The organism is Microcystis sp. LEGE 00066 (genome assembly GCF_015207925.1).
Classification (GTDB): domain Bacteria; phylum Cyanobacteriota; class Cyanobacteriia; order Cyanobacteriales; family Microcystaceae; genus Microcystis; species Microcystis ichthyoblabe_A.
The window spans coordinates 1-17,215 of the sequence record NZ_JADEVX010000092.1; the positions used below are offsets into that span (position 1 = coordinate 1).

A 17,215-nucleotide genomic window follows, 5' to 3' on the forward strand; every position below is an offset into this window, starting at 1 on the left:
AACCTGTAGGTACACTGGTTGACCTGAGATTGGTAAATCTTTGACTAAATGTCGATGATTTTGGTGGAGTTTATCGCTCTCTAACCCACAACGAGGACAGATTGCTTTTTGATTTTTCGATTCGATTTGGCAAACTATACCGATATTTTCTAGGTGTAGATAGCCTTGAATAGACGTTCCTTTTAGGTTCAAAAATTTGTCAAGTATCATAAGTAAAATACTCTGGTTTTTGGCTATTATATCAAATCTTAACTCGATTGTCTATCTTTTGATATTAACTTGTTTGTGCCGTAAGTGTCTCCCTGTATAGATTTCAGCTACTTTTAGGCGTAGGTACTCTCATCGAATTTTATTTTAAGTTAATTATTTGCATAACAATTCCCGAAGAGCCAAAATTAGCCCAACTTTCCATAGATCATATAATCCCCTTAGCTTTAGGTGGCAGTAACGACATTAGTAACCTGCAAACCCTTTGTTTATCCTGTAATCGCCGCAAAAAAGACCATTTAGACCCTCGTTTTCGGCGTTATTTTCAATAATATCCAATGGCTGCCGACCGTTCCCTCGATCGCCACTTGTGGAAATACCGCCGGGATGAGTTAGAATCGGAAAGAAGAATTTTTGAGTAACCATGATCAAATTACGTCTAAAACGCTTTGGTAAAAAACGCGAAGCCAGTTATCGTATCGTTGCGGCCGTTAGCACCAGTCGTCGCGATGGTCGTCCCCTAGAGGAATTAGGATTTTACAATCCCCGCACCGATGAAGTGCGTCTCGATGAAGAAGGAATCATCCGACGCTTACAACAAGGAGCGCAACCGACGGACACCGTGCGCAGCATTCTCACCAAACAGAAAATTTTCGAGAAAATCAATGCCTAGTACCCCCAATTATCTCGAACTGGTGAAATTTATGATCGAGCCGTTTTTGGAAGATCCGGCCAGTCTGAGATTGGATATCGAGCGCTGTAAGGAAAATGAACGTCTTTGGGTGCGTGTAGCCTTCGATGATGCCGATAAAGGCAAAGTTTACGGACGGGGAGGACGCAATTTACAGGCGATTAGAACTACCCTAGAGATGGCGGCCGCAAATGCGGGTCGCTCTCTTTATCTAGAAGTCTATGCGGCCGAAAATGAAGGCGAACAGCGCCGAACCCGTCGTTCTAATGGTAACTTTGAAGGTACGGAAAGAAGGCCGAGCAATCGCCGACCACCTGCACCCCGGCAGCTCAACAACTAACGAGCGATTTTAGGAAAACAGGGAAGGGGTTTCATCCTCGACCCTCTCCAGTTGCTCTAGTTGCTGCCAAACTTTGGCGAGTAAAGTGGTTAATCCGGCTCCTGTTACGGCGGAAATAGTCAAAATCTCGGCATTGGTTATTTTAGCAAACTGCTTTTGATAGTTATCTATCGTTTCCTCGTCCACAGCATCAATTTTGTTGAAAACCAGTATTTGCGATCGCTTTTCTAATTCCCGACCATAGGCGGCTAATTCTCCTTGGATAATTTGATAATCGGCGATCGGGTCTTCTGCTGTCAAGGAGACAAGATGAATTAACAGGCGTGTGCGTTCGATATGGCGTAAAAATTCGTGTCCTAAGCCGATTCCTAGGTGCGCTCCCTCGATTAATCCAGGAATATCGGCGAATACCGTCCCATCTCCCGTGGGTTTGCGTACCACTCCCAAGTTAGGAATGAGAGTCGTAAAGGGATAATCGGCGATTTTGGGACGAGCAGAGGAAACGGCCGAGATTAGGGTGGATTTTCCCGCATTGGGCAGCCCGATAATGCCCACTTCCGCTAATAACTTCAATTCTAGGCGTAAATGGCGTTTTTCTCCGTCTAAACCGGGTAAGGCGTATTCGGGTGCGCGATTATTATTGCTTAAAAAGTGGCGGTTGCCTAATCCCCCTTTTCCCCCGGCGGCCACGATTAAAGTCTGTTCGGGAGTGACCAAATCGCCGATAATTTCCTCGCTATCGAGATCGTAAACCACTGTACCACAGGGAACTTTAATAATGCGATCGCTACCGTTGGCCCCGGTGCAGTTGTTCGGGCCGCCCCGTTTGCCGTCATCGGCCTTAAAATAGCGACTATACTGGAAATCTAGCAGGGTTTGCAGGTTCTGAGTCGCCACGAAAATCACCGAACCACCTTTTCCCCCATTACCTCCGGCCGGACCGCCGGCGGGGACGTATTTTTCCCGACGGAAAGCGACAATTCCATCACCTCCCTTACCCCCTTCCACTTCTATTTCGGCGCGATCAATAAACTGCATAAGATTAAATAATTAAAGTGAAAAAATGATCGAGATCAAAGCTGTTATAGGTTGATATCCTGCCAATTTAAAGCTTCTGCGAATCCCTGAAAATGTTTGACATTAGTGGTAGCGATGACTAGATAACGACTCGGATATTGTTTTTTTAATAACTGCCAATGAGCAAGAATGATAATATCTACGTCAATATTGTAATTATCAGCCGTTTGTTTGCCAATCTTTCGAGTTTCTACCCAAATTTGTGACGCTGCTAACATCACCTCGGTATCTAAATTTAAAAAATCAATGACATTGCGTAATTCATTAAGATTATCTAGGCTATTAAAGGAATTTTTTTTGACCGATTCTAATAATAGGCTTCTTCTGACTTCATAATCACAGATATCGGAACTAACTACATAAACGCCTTTAGACAAAAGTGAATAAAGCCAGTCTTCGCAGTCAGCTGGTTTACCCGCTTTTTTAGGATGAGTTAGTAAACCCAAAACCCCCGAATCGATAAAGACAATCATCCTTGGCTATAAAGCTTTGAACCCAAAGGACGAGCATTATCAATCGCAGTCTGAAAATTGAGCAAACACTGGGAAATTTCTTGGTCTTGCTCATCGGTTATTTGTGACCGTTTTTGTCGTCTTTGTTCTAATATAGCCAAGGCCGAACGATTTCGTTTAATTTGTTCTTTTCGATCCCAATCTGGATAATTGACAAGTTTGGGTTTTAATTGATTCATCTCTTTTAAGTAGGTGGGTGTTAAAAATTGCCAGACACCACCCTTATCAAGGGGGGAAGGGGGGATCAAAGACAGAATCTATCTTTAATTTAATTGATTCATCTCTTTGACTGGAAATTGTCTATCACAATCTTAGCCGATCCCTTGACACTTCACAACTCCAGTCACTATCTCCAAGGCTTTCAGTACATTTGTTCGCAAATAAAAAACTTGTTTCTGGGCGGGGAATCCCTACAATAGGAAACAGGATAATTAGTAGCAGATGAAAACCGATGGGGCAGTTTTTTAAACAAACTTTCGCTAGTTGCTTGGGAACTTTACTGGGATTATTGGCATTTTCGGTCTTAGGTGTGGGAGGATTAGCATTTTTACTGCTTTCCTTGCTTATTTCTAGCGATAGCTCCTCAGTTAAGGAAAAATCGGTCTTAGTTTTTAACTTGGCCACCAATATCAGCGATGCTCCTCCTAGTTCCAGTTTAGCCGATAGTTTGACCGGTGAGAGTACGACCACTTTAAATTTGCGACAGGTGATAGCGGCGATCGAAAAGGCCGCCCTTGATGATAACATTGTCGGTCTGTTACTCTATGGTCGCGACAATATCGGTGAATATGGCTATGCTACCCTGACGGAAGTGCGGCAAGCTTTGGCAAAATTTCGCCAATCGGGTAAAAAAATTATCGCCTACGATATGGAATGGACGGAGAAGGAATATTATCTCGCTTCCGTTGCTGAAACGGTGATTATTAATCCCGTGGGGAGAATGGAAATTAATGGTTTAAGTAGTCAACAAACCTTTTTTGCCGATGCACTAGAAAAGTATGGTGTGGGGGTGCAAGTGGTAAAAGTGGGTTCTTTTAAGGGTGCAGTGGAACCCTATACCCGTCAGGATTTAAGTGTCCAGAATCGTCAGCAGCTGCAAACCCTACTCGATACAATTTGGTCTAACTATAGTTCCACAGTGGCCAAAAGTCGCAATTTAACCCCCCAACAGCTGCAAACTATTTCTGATACTCAAGGTATTCTGGAAGCAACCACGGCGAAAAAGGCGGGTTTTGTTGATGAAGTGGCCTATTTAGATCGAGTAATTGTTTTAGCTAAAGAGTTGACGGGAGAAGCAAAAAATAAAACTAATGAGGAGGGAAATTCTGGCTCTTTTTCGCAAATTTCTTTAGCTAATTATGCTAGTTCTCTCGATGAGGAGGAAAATAGTAGCAATCAAATAGCGATAGTTTATGCAGAAGGGACAATCGTAGAAGGTCAGGGAGATAGAGGCCAAATCGGTGGGGATAAATTGGCGAAGGAACTGCGAAAATTACAGGGGAAGGAGGAGGTGAAAGCGGTAGTTTTGCGGATTAATAGTCCGGGGGGAAGTGCCACCGCTTCTGAGGTGATTCTGCGGGAAATTAAGCGTTTAGATGCGACCAAACCGGTAATTATTTCTATGGGTGATGTGGCAGCTTCTGGGGGTTATTGGATCGCCATGGGGGGTCAAAGAATTTTTGCCGATAATGATACAATTACTGGTTCCATCGGTGTGTTTGGATTATTGTTAAATATCCAGAAGATTGCTAATAATAATGGCATCGATTGGGATACGGTAAAAACTGGACAATTAGCCGATATATCTACTATTACCAGACCGAAAAATCCCCAAGAATTAGAAATTTATCAAGCGGCAGTTAATCGGTTCTATGATTTATTTATCGAGACGGTGGCCAGGGGGCGAAAATTATCCCCAGACAAGGTTAGAACTGTAGCCCAAGGTCGTGTCTGGACGGGAAAAGATGCGGTTAAAATTGGTTTAGTTGATCAAATTGGTGGTCTAGAAGTGGCAGTACAATATGCGGCCAAAACAGCTGAATTAGGGGATGATTGGAGTCTTCAAGAATATCCTCGATCGCAAAGTTGGCAAGAAGAACTTCTCTCTAATTTCTTGCAAACCTATCTTCCTCCTCTCACTAAAAATAATCATCCTTTGACGCAGGAATGGCAAAATTTTCAGCAGGAATTATTAAAGTTACCTACATTTAACGATCCCCATCGTGTTTATGCTAAGTTACTTTTTAATCTCGATTTTCGCTGATATTAGGTAAAAATAATGCTCGCTAATTCTGAAATTCTTTGACAAAAATTTCTATGAATCGCCCCAATAGCGTTATTTTTGGTTTAGCCTATATTCTGGGATTATTATCTACAGGTCTGCTAGATTTTAGTCCCCAGTTAAACCGATGGCAAGAAGTGGTAATTAGAATTATTATTATCAGTCTAATTACCCTGTTAACCACAACTTTTATCCGTCGTTTTTGGTGGCAAAGTCCCCCGAAAAAAATTTGGCTGATAGCGGGATTAATAGCTATATTTGCTGTTGTTTATCTAGAAATTCGCACTCCTTACCCCAGCGCAAACGATATCAGTCATCTTTTAAAAAATAATGTGGTTAACTCTATTAAAATCACGGGCAATATTACATCAGAAATTCGTCTCAATCGCCGAGAAAATTTACAATTTTGGTTAGAAGTAAAAGAATTTAGCCTCAAGAATTTACCAAAGGAAAAATCTACAGGTAAACTCTACGTTACTCTACCAAATCTAGCAGAAAATCAGGTTTATCCCGGACAAGAAATAACAGTTAAAGGATTACTTTATCGTCCCCGTCGTGCCAATAATCCCAGTGCTTTTGACTTTGCTAATTATCTAGCGCGTCAGGGTGCTTTTGCTGGTTTAAAAGGGGAAATAATTATCAATAAAAAATCACCTACTTGGGGAGTTTGGCAGATTCGTCAGCGCATTGTTGAGGCACAAATTCAAGGACTAGGCCAAGAAAAAGGCACTTTATTAAGTTCGATTACCCTCGGACGACAAGCGGTTAATTTGCCAGCAAAAATCACAGATTTATTTATTAAAACTGGATTAGCTCACATTTTAGCAGCTTCTGGCTTTCATGTGGCTATTTTGTTGGGATTTGTTTTAACTATTACTCGCAATTTATCACCCAAAAAACAGTTTATTATTGCCGTTACTATCTTAATAATTTACGGCACCTTAACAGGGTTACAACCTTCAGTTATGCGGGCGATTTTGATGGGAATTGGGGCATTAATCGGTCTGCTTTATAATCGACAAGTTAATAGTTTAGGTTCCCTGTTACTAGCGGCTACAATTCTATTATTATGGCAACCTCTCTGGATTTGGGATTTAGGATTTCAGTTAAGTTTTTTGGCGACTTTGGGATTAATTATTACCGTTCCCTTACTGAAAAATAAAATTGACTATTTCCCTAATTTAATCGCTGAACCTGTAGCTATTAGTCTAGCTGCTAGTCTCTGGACTATGCCTTTATTAATGTTTACGTTTAACTCGATCTCTCTTTATAATATACCGATTAATATTATCACAACTCCCCTAATTACCCTAATTAGTTTAGGAGGAGTTTTTACTGCTTTTTTAGGCTTAATTTATCCCCCTTTGGGCAGTATCGGCGCTAGTATTCTCTATTACCCTCTAAAGTTATTACTGCCAATTACCCACTTTTTTAGTCTGCTTCCTTTTAGTACCTACTCCACGGGTAAATTATCCTTAGGAGTGATGTTAATTATTTATATTTGCCTTACCTTAATCTGCTGCAACCTCTGGTTTCGTCAACGGTGGCATTTAGTTGGTTTATTTATCCTCACTTTAATTTTAATACCGATTATTTATCAGCATTTTACTTTAACTCAGGTGACAGTTTTAGCCACCAAATCGCAACCGGTAATCATTATTCAAAATCGAGGAAATACTCTCTTAATTAATGGGGAGGAACCCGCAACAGCACGTTATACAGTTTTGCCCTTTTTGCGACAGGAGGGAATTAATCAAATACAAGGAGCAATAACCGTCAATAATTCGGCGCAATTCTCAACTATCAGTCAGAGCATACCGATTCAAAAAACTATTAATTTATCCCAGTTAGAAAAATTTAATCTTGGTGAAATTACTGGACAATTGCTCGAGAAAAATTTATTTAAATTTCAGGTAAAAAATCAATCTTGGCTATGGATTGTCAACCCGAAAATTCCCGTTAATTTATCCCAAGAATTCAGCCCCCTAGTGTTATTATGGCAGGGAAGCCATCTAGATAAACAATGGTTAGAGTCAATTCGACCACAAACAGCGATCGCTGTCACTAACAATCTCTCCCGCAATGCCAAAAATCAACTGAGAAAGGCCCGGATTAAGACTTACTGGACTGGGAGAGATGGAGCGATTCAATGGACAGCAAAAAATGGATTTCAACCCTTTCTAATTAATGAGTGATGTGTATCACCAAAACTGAACAGGGAGCATGATGTACCACATAATTACTGACACTACCTAAGATTAACTCAGATAAACCCGATCGACCGTGACGACCAACAATAATTAAATCTATCCCCTCCTGCTGGGCAACTTGACAAATTTTCTGCCCCGGATCACCGATATAATAATCAGCCCAGGCTATGATATTATCCTCCTTAGCTCGATCGACTAAACCGTTTAACCAAGCTTGTAATTCCGCTTGCATTTCTTCGGTCATTTGTTGTTCTAAGGCGATCATATCGGGGGGATAACCGCCACCATAACCGATCAGATTACCATAAATAAAAGTTTCTGTGTAGGGAGTCAAAGGTTTAGACAGACTATAAATAATCCGCAACTCACTAGCGTAGGTTTTCGCTAAGAGAATAGCCGTATTCAAAACCTCTGGAGTGGGATCTTGATAATCCACAGCCACGAGAATTTTATTATAGAGTTTGTTGGTATCCCGATCGACTGAGATTGTTTCCGTATTATCCATAGAATTAGCCTCCTCGATAGCAGATAACGTCAGGGTTGAAGTTAATCTTTTTTCCCATCGGCTGCCAGCAATACCCCGGGGAAATAGCCAAAAATTGCTGAAAGCTGATGATTGATAGTTGACGCTCCTCTACCTCTAGTGTGACATTTTTCGGATGATGTAGCTGAATTAGCAAAAAATTTAACAATTTACCCTACTGTCACCCCTGTCCTTACTTATAGCAGTTATCTTAATGGTGAGGTATGAGGTTTTCGTTTTGGTGAGACTCCGAGACGATACCCGATCAGTTTATACTTCATCTTTATGAGAAACGCCGTAACTAGAAAAATGGTCAATTAATGGGATAAATGCAATTTTTGTCTTTTTCTCTTGCCTTGAGAGATTTGCCCAGAGCAGCTGCGGTATATAATCCAATTAGAGCGAGTTCTAAACCAACAACTTATGATTAGTCGCTACATTGTCGCATGGCTCCCGATGATCGTAATAGGAATTAGTAACGGTATCCTCCGAGAAACCACCTACGGAAAATATCTCGATGAACTGCGCGCTCATCAAATTTCTACCCTGACAGGAATCCTCTTTTTTAGTCTTTATATTGGCACTCTTGTCTATTTTTGGGGTCTAGAATCGTCCGGTCAAGCAATTACCATCGGTTTAATTTGGTTACTATTAACAGTGGGTTTTGAATTTCTGTTCGGCCATTTTATCGCCGGTCACTCTTGGTCAAGATTAGGTCAAGATTATAATCTTTTAGCGGGACGAGTTTGGATTTTTGTTCTCTTGGTCATTACTTTTGCTCCCTTACTATTTTATCAACTTTTTTCTTAATTATGAAAGCTATTATCATTAATCGCTATGGCGATAGTAATGTTCTCCAATACACCGAAATAGAAAAGCCAATTCCCCAAGAAAAAGAAGTCTTAATTAAGATTATGGCAGCGGGAATTAATCCGATTGATTGGAAGATTCGTCGGGGAATGCTCAAAATAGCCACAGGTAATAAATTTCCCCTGCAATTAGGTTTTGATTATGGGGGAATTATCGTTGAAAAAGGCAGTCAGGTGGAACAATTTCAGATCGGAGATGAGGTTTTTGGTTTTCTCAATCAATTACCGGGTAAAACCTATGCTGAATATGCAATTATTCCCGCTTCTCTATTAGTTAAAAAACCGTATAATCAGAGTTTTATTGAAGCTGCCGCCACTCCTTTGGCTGCTTCTACCGCTTTGCAAGTCTTGCGCGATTTTGGCAATATTCAAGCAGGAAATCGGATTTTAGTTAATGGTGCATCGGGAGGAGTGGGTAGTTTTGCTGTGCAGATAGGGAAAATTTTCTCCGCAGAAGTAGATGGAGTTTGTAGTAGTAAAAATATCGATTATGTCACCTCTTTAGGAGCAGATAAAGTTATAGATTATACCCAAGAAGATTGGAGAAAAACTGAGCATAAATATGATATAATCTTTGATGCTGTGGCTAAGTCTTCTTTTTGGCACTGTCGTCAGCTTTTAAAACCCCAAGGCACCTATATAACCACCCTACCAAATCCCGGAATTATCCTCCTAAATTATCTCACTGCTTGGTTGCCCCAAAAAGGGAAACTGATATTTTTTGCTCAAGCACAAGCGTCTGACTGGCAGTTTCTCAAAGAAGCGATCGAATCGGGTAAATTAACTGTTAGAATCGATCGCACCTATACTTTTTCTCAGGTGATAGAAGCTCATAATTATAGTGAATCGGAAAGAGTGAGCGGAAAAATAGTCTTGATCCCCGATTAAGGATAAATAGTTAGGGATTTTCCCAGTTTTTTGGGGACCGAGTAAATAGTTTTAAGTAGGTAGAAACAGAGAATTCCTTAATTGGAAAGGTGATAAAAGTCAAGGGATTAATAGTAATAATAATATTGCGGCTATCCCTTTGTACCGCCTTGATAATTTGTTTAGCCACCCAATCAGCGGACATAATACCCACAGGATTTAAATTACTCTTAAAAGGGCCAAGAATTAGCTTTCTTACCACACAGGGAGCATCTAAACGACGCAGGGTAATCATATCACCGATCGCTCGTTTACTAAGTTCGTAGAGGGGACTAAAGGCAGGATTAACCTCCGCTTCCGAGGTATTCACCCAGACTTCCTTGCGAGCAATTTGCTCGTTAGTGCGGACAGTTTTAAAGAATAATTCCATTAAACGCCAGACGGAAAAAGTATTCACTTCGTAGGCTAATTCGATCGCTTCTGGGGTTCTTTGGCCGTGGACATTAACGCCATGATTTAAAATCAGTATATCTACAGACTTAAATAAGTCCTCAAGTTGCGTTTCTTCACCGATTTGCCATTTTACGGTTTTTACAGGCACTGATTCGCCGTTAATTTCAATAGCGATCGCATTCTCCCCGGAAGTGAGCGCAATCACCTTGGCTCCCTTCATTTGTAGGTACTTTAACAGCGATCGCCCTAAAGTTCCATTCGCCCCGGTAATGGCGATCGTTTTGCCCTTGAGAGAAAGTGCCGTCCCCATCAATTTATCCATAAAGGTGAAAGTGCCACAATAATAAGCCTTTTGGTTATCAAAATGGTGTCGCCAGTGGTAGGTACGATTAACGCGCCATTGAGCGGGAAAACTCTCAAATTGCCCCGGACGATGGGTTAAATCGGTTAATTCGTCCAGATTGGCGATGCCTAAACCTCGACCGATCGCCGTACTGAGAAAAGCCAAAGTATAAAGGGAACCTAACCAACCCAACCAAGGGCGATCGAACCCCCCAAAGTAGGCCAATAGTACCGGTAAAACACTGGCAGCCAACATCACCAGGGCCTCCGGTACATCATTGTACCAGTGGGCCCGACGATAAATTTCCTCGCTCATTACCGACAGATCGGGACGAAAAACCCGATGATGCCAGACGTGCAGACGATAAAGGGGCTGCCAATGGTGGGCCAGAGCATGATAGCAATCACGCACGATCTCCACCCAAATAATTGAGCCACAAATCAGTCCGACACAGAGGAGCAGGTTTGACATAGGGGATAAATGTTAAATTTTCTCAACGAATGTAAACAAAGTAATCTTAGCCCAAAAAAGCGCATTTATCGGGTAAAAGGAACCAATAGCCTGAAAAACTGGGGTTTCTTTCCCGAAAAAACTTAAGATTCCGTTAAAAATTTTAACAATTTTCGGTAAGATAAAGCAAGAAATAAGCTTCTATTTGAACAGTTACTTAACCTGAGTCGATTATGGCAGAAAATTATTGGTCGCGAGAGGATGATAACGAAGAATTAGACCCGATTGGTTCCCTCCTATCTGACTGGTCCGATCCCGAAGATGAGGAGGAGGAATTTAGGAGCGAAATTTTTCAAGGCCGATCGGGACGCAGACAGAAAGCGGCTTTTAGCCTCATGGCGATCTGGACAATAATTATCGGACTTCATTGGCTGAGTTGGGGTTATTGGGCAATTATCGCCCTAACTATGGTACTATCGGGACAAGCTTTGCGGCTGCTGTTCACGAAACCAGAAACGCCGCCAATTCCTTTACCAGATTGGGATTTAACCTCTGTCCCCAGGGTGTCCCTCTTAGTAGCGGCCAAAAATGAAGAAACCGTAATCACGAAACTGGTTAATTATCTCTGTCATCTAGACTATCCCCAAGATAAGTTAGAAGTTTGGATCGTCGATGACTATAGCACCGATAACACCGGTGCAATTCTTGACCGCCTTGCTTTAGAATATCCCCAATTGAAAATTCTCCATCGTCCTGCTAATGCTGGAGGTGGCAAATCCGGCGCCTTGAATCAGGTTTTATCCCTGACTAACGGGGAAATTATCGGCGTATTCGATGCCGATGCGGGATTATCCTCGGATTTACTGCGTCATGTGGTCCCAATGTTCGACGATCGAGAAGTGGGTGCGGTACAGGTGCGAAAAGCGATCGCCAATGCCGCCGAAAACTTCTGGACAAAAGGACAAGCGGTGGAAATGATCTTTGATAGCTGTTTTCAACAGCAACGGATCGCAGTGGGAGGGATCGGAGAATTGCGCGGAAATGGTCAATTTGTCCGTCGTAGTGCCTTAAATCGTTGCGGGGGTTGGAATGAACAAACGATCACCGACGATCTTGATTTAACTATTCGTCTCCATATCGATAATTGGAAAATTAATGTCTTAAATTTTCCCGCAGTAGCGGAAGAAGGGGTGACAACTGCGCTCGCTTTATGGCATCAGCGCAATCGTTGGGCCGAAGGTGGTTTTCAGCGTTATCTCGACTATTGGAAAGCGATTTTAAAGTCTCCCATGCCTTGGCCGAAAAAGTTTGATTTAATTGCTTTTTTGATCGTTCAATATATCTTACCTGCGGCCGCTATTCCCGATCTTTTAATCACTATTACCCAGCATCAAGCTCCGATTTTAACTCCTTTAACTGGTTTGGCTCTTTCCCTTTCTGTCTGGGGGATGGTGACAGGATTAATCCGAGTTAATACGGGTAAAAAATTGACTTTTGCTCTCGGTTTGGACATCCTTGCTCAAACCATTCGCGGCATGATTTATATGATGCACTGGTTTATTATTATTCCCAGTGTCAGCCTGCGGATGGCTTTGCGTCCTAAACGTTTAAAATGGGTGAAAACCGTTCATCTGGGGGAACATCTCCGCGCCGAAGTTTAATTTTCGAGGATAGACTCCAAAAACTTTGGCCTTATCAGGACGGAAATCCCCTGTCAGTCAAGGTTACAGCCTTTGGAACCCCCTTTCGGAAAAATTTCCAATTTCCTTAATCATGCTTGCTACCAATAATGTGTTAATTTAGATACAGAATTGAATTCCGTGACAGCACTGGGGTGGCGAAAAGCGCTCGCTCCAGTTTTTTTTCTCGAGAAAACGGGTTTCTTCAAGAAACCCGTTTTCTGTGGTTTTTTTTGCGGGAAGCATCCCCCTTTCCTCGTAGGTTAAGGGGGTGAGATCATAACAATCCGTTGCCAAAACCGACTTTTCAGAATACAATACATAAGAGTAGTCATTCATCGCTCAGATTAGTTAAGATGATATTACATGACTAATAATATTGACCATGATCGATTATTTAAGGAGTTAATCTCCACCTTTTTTGTCGAATTTATCGAGTTGTTTTTCCCTCAATTGATAGATTATTTAGATAGGGAATCGATTACTTTTTTAGACAAAGAAGTATTTACCGATGTCACGGAAGGAGAAAGGTATGAAAGCGATTTAGTCGCACAAGTTAAGTTTCGAGGAAAAGAATCTTTCTTTCTGATTCATCTAGAGGCGCAGGAAAGTTCCCGCAAGTGGTTTAATTGGCGATTCTCGACGATGAAGAACACGAGCAAATGTAATTGTATCTTCTTCAACAAAAAAACCAATTCTATAGTCACCAATTCGGATACGATAGGCATTATATTCTCCTTTTAATTTTTTAAGGTTGTTAATTTCGCTTAGCTGCTTAACTGCTAAAATATCAGTAAAGACAAGGTTTTTGATGACTGAGTAAGAGGAGGTACTTTTTAAATCTTTAAGATCCTTGATAAAAGTAGGAAGATAGTTGATTTTCATTCTTTTTCTAATTCAATTAAAGCTTCCTCCAAAGTTAAGGGAGTTTCATCTTTAACGTCTATCATGGCGCGATAGAGTCCAGTATCTTCATAGGTTTCTATTATTTGTTGATAGTCTTCAAAGTTAATAATAACTTGCTGTATCTGACCTTGATTATCTGTAATCAAGTCTTGAGCAAAGGGATAATCTTTGATATTCATAATTAATTGTTCCTCATTTTGCTTGGGTTTCTAATCCCCTTCTAATTTGATATTGATTATTTTCGATCAGAGAACGAGCAGCATCACTAAGATTATTATCACCTTCGATAAACCATAAAAAGGTATGGGTATCCATTAAAATTTTCATGGCATATATTCCTCAAATTCTTCGATGGGATCATCAAAATTGTCAAGCATTTTAACGATGCCTTTTGCGCTTCCATATTGGGGATGTTTAACAGTGGGAGCAAGAGAAATGAGTTGAAAGTCTTGACCCTCATGATTCTGGATAATAACTTGTTCACCTTTTGAGGCAGCTTTAAGGAGGTCAGAAAGTTGACTTTGGGCTTCGTTTAAAGTTAGTTTTATCATAGCTTTGTTCAGTTAAATATTAATTTTTGAGATAATAATTTACCTTAATTATTCTCTAACGTAGCCTGAATTTCTCCTAACAATTCCTCACAATCTTTAACCAAGGGAATCCCCAATTCTTGGCATAATTCAAGCGCTTCTTGACAATGGCTGAGGGCAAGTTCAGGGCGATTAGTTTTTTGGGCGATTTCGGCAAGGGCTTTGAAACTACGGGCGATTAAAGACTTATACTTAATATCTTGAGAAATAACTAAGGATTCTTGAATTTTGCTTTCTGCCTCGCTGTAGTTTTCTAGTTTTCTCAACGCTTCTCCTATGTTGTGTAGAGAAATTGCTACCCCTTGCCGAAAGCCGATTTCTTTACTGATGTCGTAATGTTGCTGGTGATGGGCGATCGCTTTTTCATACTGCCCTAGGTCATCATAACAATTGCCTAAATTTCCGAGAGAAATTGCCCCCCCTTGCCGATCGCCGATTTCTTCACTGATGTCGTGATGTTGCTGGTGATGGGCGATCGCTTTTTCATACTGTCCTAAGGACTTATAACAATTGCCTAAACCACATAGAGAATTTGCCACCCCTTGCCGATAGCCGATTTCTTCACTGATGTCGTGATATTGCTGGTAATGGGCGATCGCTTTTTCATACTGTCCCAGGTTATCATAACAATTGCCTAAACCACATAGAGAAATTGCTACCCCTCGCCGATAGCCGATTTCTTCACTGATGTCGTGATATTGCTGGTAGAGGGCGATCGCTTTTTCATACTGTCCCAGGTTATCATAACAATTGCCTAAACCACATAGAGAATTTGCCACCCCTCGCCGATAGCCGATTTCTTCACTGATGTCGTGATATTGCTGGTAGAGGGCGATCTCTTTTTCATACTGTCCCAGGTTATCATAACAATTGCCTAAACCACATAGAGAAATTGCCACCCCTTGCTGATAGCCGATTTCTTTACTGATGTCGTGACATTGCTGGTGATAGGCGATCGCTTTTTCATACTGCCCCAAGGAATCATAGCAAAGGCCTAGACGGTTTAACGAGTTACGATAACAAACTTGTTCCCGTTGATTCCCTGCAATAATTTCCTCATACAATTCGGCTTGCTTACGATAAAATCCTTGTAAATCTAAAAAACTATCAACCGATTTGTTTTTCCCTTCTCCGCCTCTTTCCTCATTCAAAATATTGTATGCTAACTGCCATTCTCCCAATGCTCCTGCATGGTGAAACGCCTCTAAATATTCCTTCAAATCTTCCAAGGATTCCCAGGGAGGGACAGGTAAATGAGCTAAATAATAATCTAAGGCTAATTGATGGGCGGATCGCAATATTTCAGGATTTGCTTGATCTTGCACCACCATTGATATTAAAGGCAAAAACTGAAACTGTCGCCGTTTTACATTGTATTCGGGGGGAAATTCTTGTAATAAAGATAAACGAGCTAAATAGCGTAAATCTTCCTCAGTTATTGCTGGAATTAACCCCTGGGCTAACCTGTCATCAAAATTCTCCCGCAGTACCGACAACCGCGTTAAACTCTCCCTAAACTCTTTCGATAATCGCGCTAAACTGGCGGTAATCACTTCTCTGACACAGGTTTCCGTGTCGCGGTGATAACCCTCCACATCAAACAGATTTAAGCCCAAATTTTGCGACTCGGTGACAGAAACCCCTTTCCCAAACTTATCTTTCATCAAACTACAAACCAGTTCCATTAAGAGGGGATGACCTCCCATTTTATCGACAAATTGGGCTAATTCTTCATCGCTTCCCGTTAAGCCGTGATCTTCGGTGACATAACGCATCGCATCCGCTTCTTTTAACCCTTTTAAAGGCCAAGAATAATAATAATCTTGCAAATTGACGGGGAATTTTAGCTGTTCTCGACTGGTGACTAATAGCTTGCTGCTGCTTTCTGTGTTTAACCATTTTTGCAAGAATTGCTGATAAACCAAATTTACTGGGGCAGTTAGTACCGTTTCCAAATTATTCAACACTAATAAACAGGGTTTAGCGGTTAACCCTTTGCTGATTGCGTCTATTAATTGCCCATCATTCCATTTTTCATCATAATTTTGTTTTAACTCCTCTAATAACCACCGTCCGAACTGTGCCAAAGGGTAAGGCTGGTTAAAATTAACCCATAATACCGGCCAATCAGCAGTTAATTGATCTGTAAACTTTCTCGCCAGGGCAGTTTTACCATAACCCCCGGCGGCGGTAATCTCGATTAACCTTAGATGGTCATTCCCTAACGCTGTTTGGAGTTCTTGCAATTCTTCCCGTCGTCCTTGCCATCTACGCACGGGTGGGAGTTGCGTATCCACTAACCCAGAGGTGGTCAGGGGTTGGGGGGAGGATTGAGCCGTTGCTTCGGGTTTAGTTACCGCTTTTTTAGAGGGTTCAGAGCGCCTTTTATGCCACTCCTCCGAAAATTTAGTCAAATTTGTTGTCTTATCGCCGCATTTCGCCCACAGAGTTAGGGAGAACCGCCATTCCTCCGACCCCTGCTGTTTGAAACGCTCATCCCGAAGAATGCCTAGATAATCGGCTAAATAGTGGCTAATCGCGTCCCTAACTTGATCTTTGGTCAATTTTTCCCCTTTCTGCTCTGCCAAGCGTACTAAAGCCGCTAAATTCGTCTCAACCCGCAAAAGTTTCCCCTCTTCCCCTAGAGCCAGCTTGACTCCCCAATCATTATCCTCACATTGACAGTGAGCCACATGATCTAATAAGACTTCAAACAAGCGTTTGACCCTTTTTTCAACAGTTTCGCCATAACTCTTCTTAGGCATGGGAGATCGGTAGAGGTTAGGGATAGCTTATTTTAGTCTATTTTTTGGGATGATGAAAAACACCTAAGGGACTTGCGCTTTGATAATGTACCTTTTGGGCGAACGCAGTTCGCCCCTACATTGTGGACAAAATTTGATAATGTAGGGGCGCAAGGCTTGCGCCCTCCGATCGATCAGGTTTGCTGATCACCATAAGTAGGGGGAGAGCCTTCAAGATGTTGATGATGAAAAACACCTAATCAGGCAAAACCTAGGGGCCGAAACTCAGCAATTCTCATTTTGAAAAAAATTCAGATAAAATTCTCTTATTTAAATAGAGAACTTGTGTAGAAGCATTATTTTTTGACAGATAATTATCATCCAACGCTGGAGATAGACAGGTTTTAAGAACTTTGTCCATGAAAAATCGATTTCAACTCATAAATCTGGATGAAATTCTAACAAAATTTTTA

Annotated in this window: 19 protein-coding genes and 2 pseudogenes; 9 read left to right on the forward strand and 12 right to left on the reverse strand. The window is 41.4% G+C overall.

Translation table 11 applies throughout. The features are described 5' to 3' along the window. A partial coding sequence (locus tag IQ224_RS13715) for a transposase family protein (RefSeq protein WP_194033085.1) occupies positions 1-210 on the reverse strand: 210 nt, incomplete at its 3' end. 179 nt (positions 211-389) lie between these two features. On the opposite strand from IQ224_RS13715, the pseudogene IQ224_RS13720 reads away from it, so the two are divergent. The 3 genes and pseudogenes from IQ224_RS13720 to IQ224_RS13730 all read left to right on the forward strand — a co-directional run. Next, positions 390-539 (forward strand): annotated as a pseudogene (locus tag IQ224_RS13720) (HNH endonuclease); the annotation flags it as partial. A 92-nt stretch (positions 540-631) separates the two neighbouring features. Then, a complete protein-coding gene (gene rpsP / locus IQ224_RS13725) occupies positions 632-880 on the forward strand; it encodes a 30S ribosomal protein S16 (RefSeq protein WP_002736858.1) in 249 nt (82 codons plus the stop codon). Continuing rightward, positions 873-1,238: a KH domain-containing protein gene (locus IQ224_RS13730; protein WP_002736767.1), complete on the forward strand. Its 366-nt coding sequence runs from the start codon at positions 873-875 to the stop codon at positions 1,236-1,238. Before rpsP ends, IQ224_RS13730 begins: the two co-directional genes overlap by 8 nt. Positions 1,239-1,247: 9 nt before the next feature. Here IQ224_RS13730 and obgE read toward each other — a convergent pair whose 3' ends face one another. Genes obgE through IQ224_RS13745 form a run of 3 tightly spaced genes read right to left on the reverse strand, consistent with a single transcriptional unit; the run spans position 1,248 to position 3,006 of the window. Further along, positions 1,248-2,276: a GTPase ObgE gene (obgE, locus tag IQ224_RS13735; protein WP_002746946.1), complete on the reverse strand. Its 1,029-nt coding sequence runs from the start codon at positions 2,274-2,276 to the stop codon at positions 1,248-1,250. Between the two features lie 44 nt (positions 2,277-2,320). Next, positions 2,321-2,788: a type II toxin-antitoxin system VapC family toxin gene (locus IQ224_RS13740; RefSeq protein ID WP_002746945.1), complete on the reverse strand. Its 468-nt coding sequence runs from the start codon at positions 2,786-2,788 to the stop codon at positions 2,321-2,323. Then, the gene (locus IQ224_RS13745; protein ID WP_150978015.1) at positions 2,785-3,006 is read right to left on the reverse strand and encodes a hypothetical protein; all 222 of its coding nucleotides are present in this window, start codon (positions 3,004-3,006) and stop codon (positions 2,785-2,787) included. Before IQ224_RS13745 ends, IQ224_RS13740 begins: the two co-directional genes overlap by 4 nt. A gap of 272 nt (positions 3,007-3,278) precedes the next feature. On the opposite strand from IQ224_RS13745, the gene sppA reads away from it, so the two are divergent. Together sppA and IQ224_RS13755 are read left to right on the forward strand one after the other, a co-directional pair. Next, positions 3,279-5,090, forward strand: a complete 1,812-nt coding sequence (gene sppA, locus IQ224_RS13750) for a signal peptide peptidase SppA (RefSeq protein ID WP_194033086.1) — start codon at positions 3,279-3,281, stop codon at positions 5,088-5,090. Positions 5,091-5,143: 53 nt separating this feature from the next. Next, positions 5,144-7,303, forward strand: a complete 2,160-nt coding sequence (locus IQ224_RS13755) for a ComEC/Rec2 family competence protein (protein ID WP_194033087.1) — start codon at positions 5,144-5,146, stop codon at positions 7,301-7,303. On the opposite strand, the gene IQ224_RS13760 is transcribed toward IQ224_RS13755, so the two are convergent. Next, positions 7,293-7,823, reverse strand: a complete 531-nt coding sequence (locus tag IQ224_RS13760; RefSeq protein WP_002746942.1) for a universal stress protein — start codon at positions 7,821-7,823, stop codon at positions 7,293-7,295. The genes IQ224_RS13755 and IQ224_RS13760 overlap by 11 nt on opposite strands. Positions 7,824-8,264: 441 nt before the next feature. Between IQ224_RS13760 and IQ224_RS13765 the strand changes: the two genes are divergently transcribed. Together IQ224_RS13765 and IQ224_RS13770 are read left to right on the forward strand one after the other, a co-directional pair. Next, positions 8,265-8,651: a hypothetical protein gene (locus tag IQ224_RS13765; protein WP_036402276.1), complete on the forward strand. Its 387-nt coding sequence runs from the start codon at positions 8,265-8,267 to the stop codon at positions 8,649-8,651. A gap of 2 nt (positions 8,652-8,653) precedes the next feature. Beyond that, positions 8,654-9,598 carry an NAD(P)-dependent alcohol dehydrogenase gene (locus tag IQ224_RS13770; RefSeq protein ID WP_002746939.1) on the forward strand — a complete coding sequence of 315 codons (945 nt, stop codon included), beginning with the start codon at positions 8,654-8,656 and terminating at the stop codon, positions 9,596-9,598. Positions 9,599-9,608: 10 nt separating this feature from the next. On the opposite strand, the gene IQ224_RS13775 is transcribed toward IQ224_RS13770, so the two are convergent. Beyond that, positions 9,609-10,844: a bifunctional sterol desaturase/short chain dehydrogenase gene (locus IQ224_RS13775; protein ID WP_002746938.1), complete on the reverse strand. Its 1,236-nt coding sequence runs from the start codon at positions 10,842-10,844 to the stop codon at positions 9,609-9,611. Positions 10,845-11,056: 212 nt separating this feature from the next. On the opposite strand from IQ224_RS13775, the gene IQ224_RS13780 reads away from it, so the two are divergent. Continuing rightward, positions 11,057-12,484 (forward strand): glycosyltransferase family 2 protein, encoded by a 1,428-nt coding sequence (locus IQ224_RS13780; protein WP_002746936.1) that lies wholly within the window; start codon positions 11,057-11,059, stop codon positions 12,482-12,484. 138 nt (positions 12,485-12,622) lie between these two features. Here the strand turns inward: IQ224_RS13780 and IQ224_RS13785 are convergent, their stop codons facing one another. Beyond that, complete coding sequence (locus IQ224_RS13785) at positions 12,623-12,841, reverse strand: hypothetical protein (RefSeq protein WP_051048489.1); 219 nt, start codon at positions 12,839-12,841, stop codon at positions 12,623-12,625. A gap of 27 nt (positions 12,842-12,868) precedes the next feature. Here IQ224_RS13785 and IQ224_RS24170 point away from each other — a divergent pair. Next, positions 12,869-13,147 (forward strand): annotated as a pseudogene (locus IQ224_RS24170) (hypothetical protein); the annotation flags it as partial. Here IQ224_RS24170 and IQ224_RS13790 read toward each other — a convergent pair. The 5 genes from IQ224_RS13790 to IQ224_RS13805 are packed head-to-tail and all read right to left on the reverse strand — an operon-like array spanning position 13,097 to position 16,763. Further along, positions 13,097-13,387 carry a type II toxin-antitoxin system RelE/ParE family toxin gene (locus tag IQ224_RS13790; protein ID WP_002746931.1) on the reverse strand — a complete coding sequence of 97 codons (291 nt, stop codon included), beginning with the start codon at positions 13,385-13,387 and terminating at the stop codon, positions 13,097-13,099. The pseudogene IQ224_RS24170 and the gene IQ224_RS13790 overlap by 51 nt on opposite strands. After that, complete coding sequence (locus IQ224_RS13795; protein WP_002732229.1) at positions 13,384-13,587, reverse strand: hypothetical protein; 204 nt, start codon at positions 13,585-13,587, stop codon at positions 13,384-13,386. The genes IQ224_RS13790 and IQ224_RS13795 overlap by 4 nt, the downstream gene beginning before the upstream one ends. 13 nt (positions 13,588-13,600) lie before the next feature. Beyond that, positions 13,601-13,735 carry a hypothetical protein gene (locus IQ224_RS24610; protein ID WP_255527444.1) on the reverse strand — a complete coding sequence of 45 codons (135 nt, stop codon included), beginning with the start codon at positions 13,733-13,735 and terminating at the stop codon, positions 13,601-13,603. Beyond that, positions 13,732-13,959 (reverse strand): type II toxin-antitoxin system Phd/YefM family antitoxin, encoded by a 228-nt coding sequence (locus IQ224_RS13800; RefSeq protein ID WP_002746927.1) that lies wholly within the window; start codon positions 13,957-13,959, stop codon positions 13,732-13,734. Before IQ224_RS13800 ends, IQ224_RS24610 begins: the two co-directional genes overlap by 4 nt. A gap of 44 nt (positions 13,960-14,003) precedes the next feature. Beyond that, complete coding sequence (locus tag IQ224_RS13805) at positions 14,004-16,763, reverse strand: tetratricopeptide repeat protein (RefSeq protein WP_084989951.1); 2,760 nt, start codon at positions 16,761-16,763, stop codon at positions 14,004-14,006. Positions 16,764-17,215 lie beyond the last annotated feature (452 nt).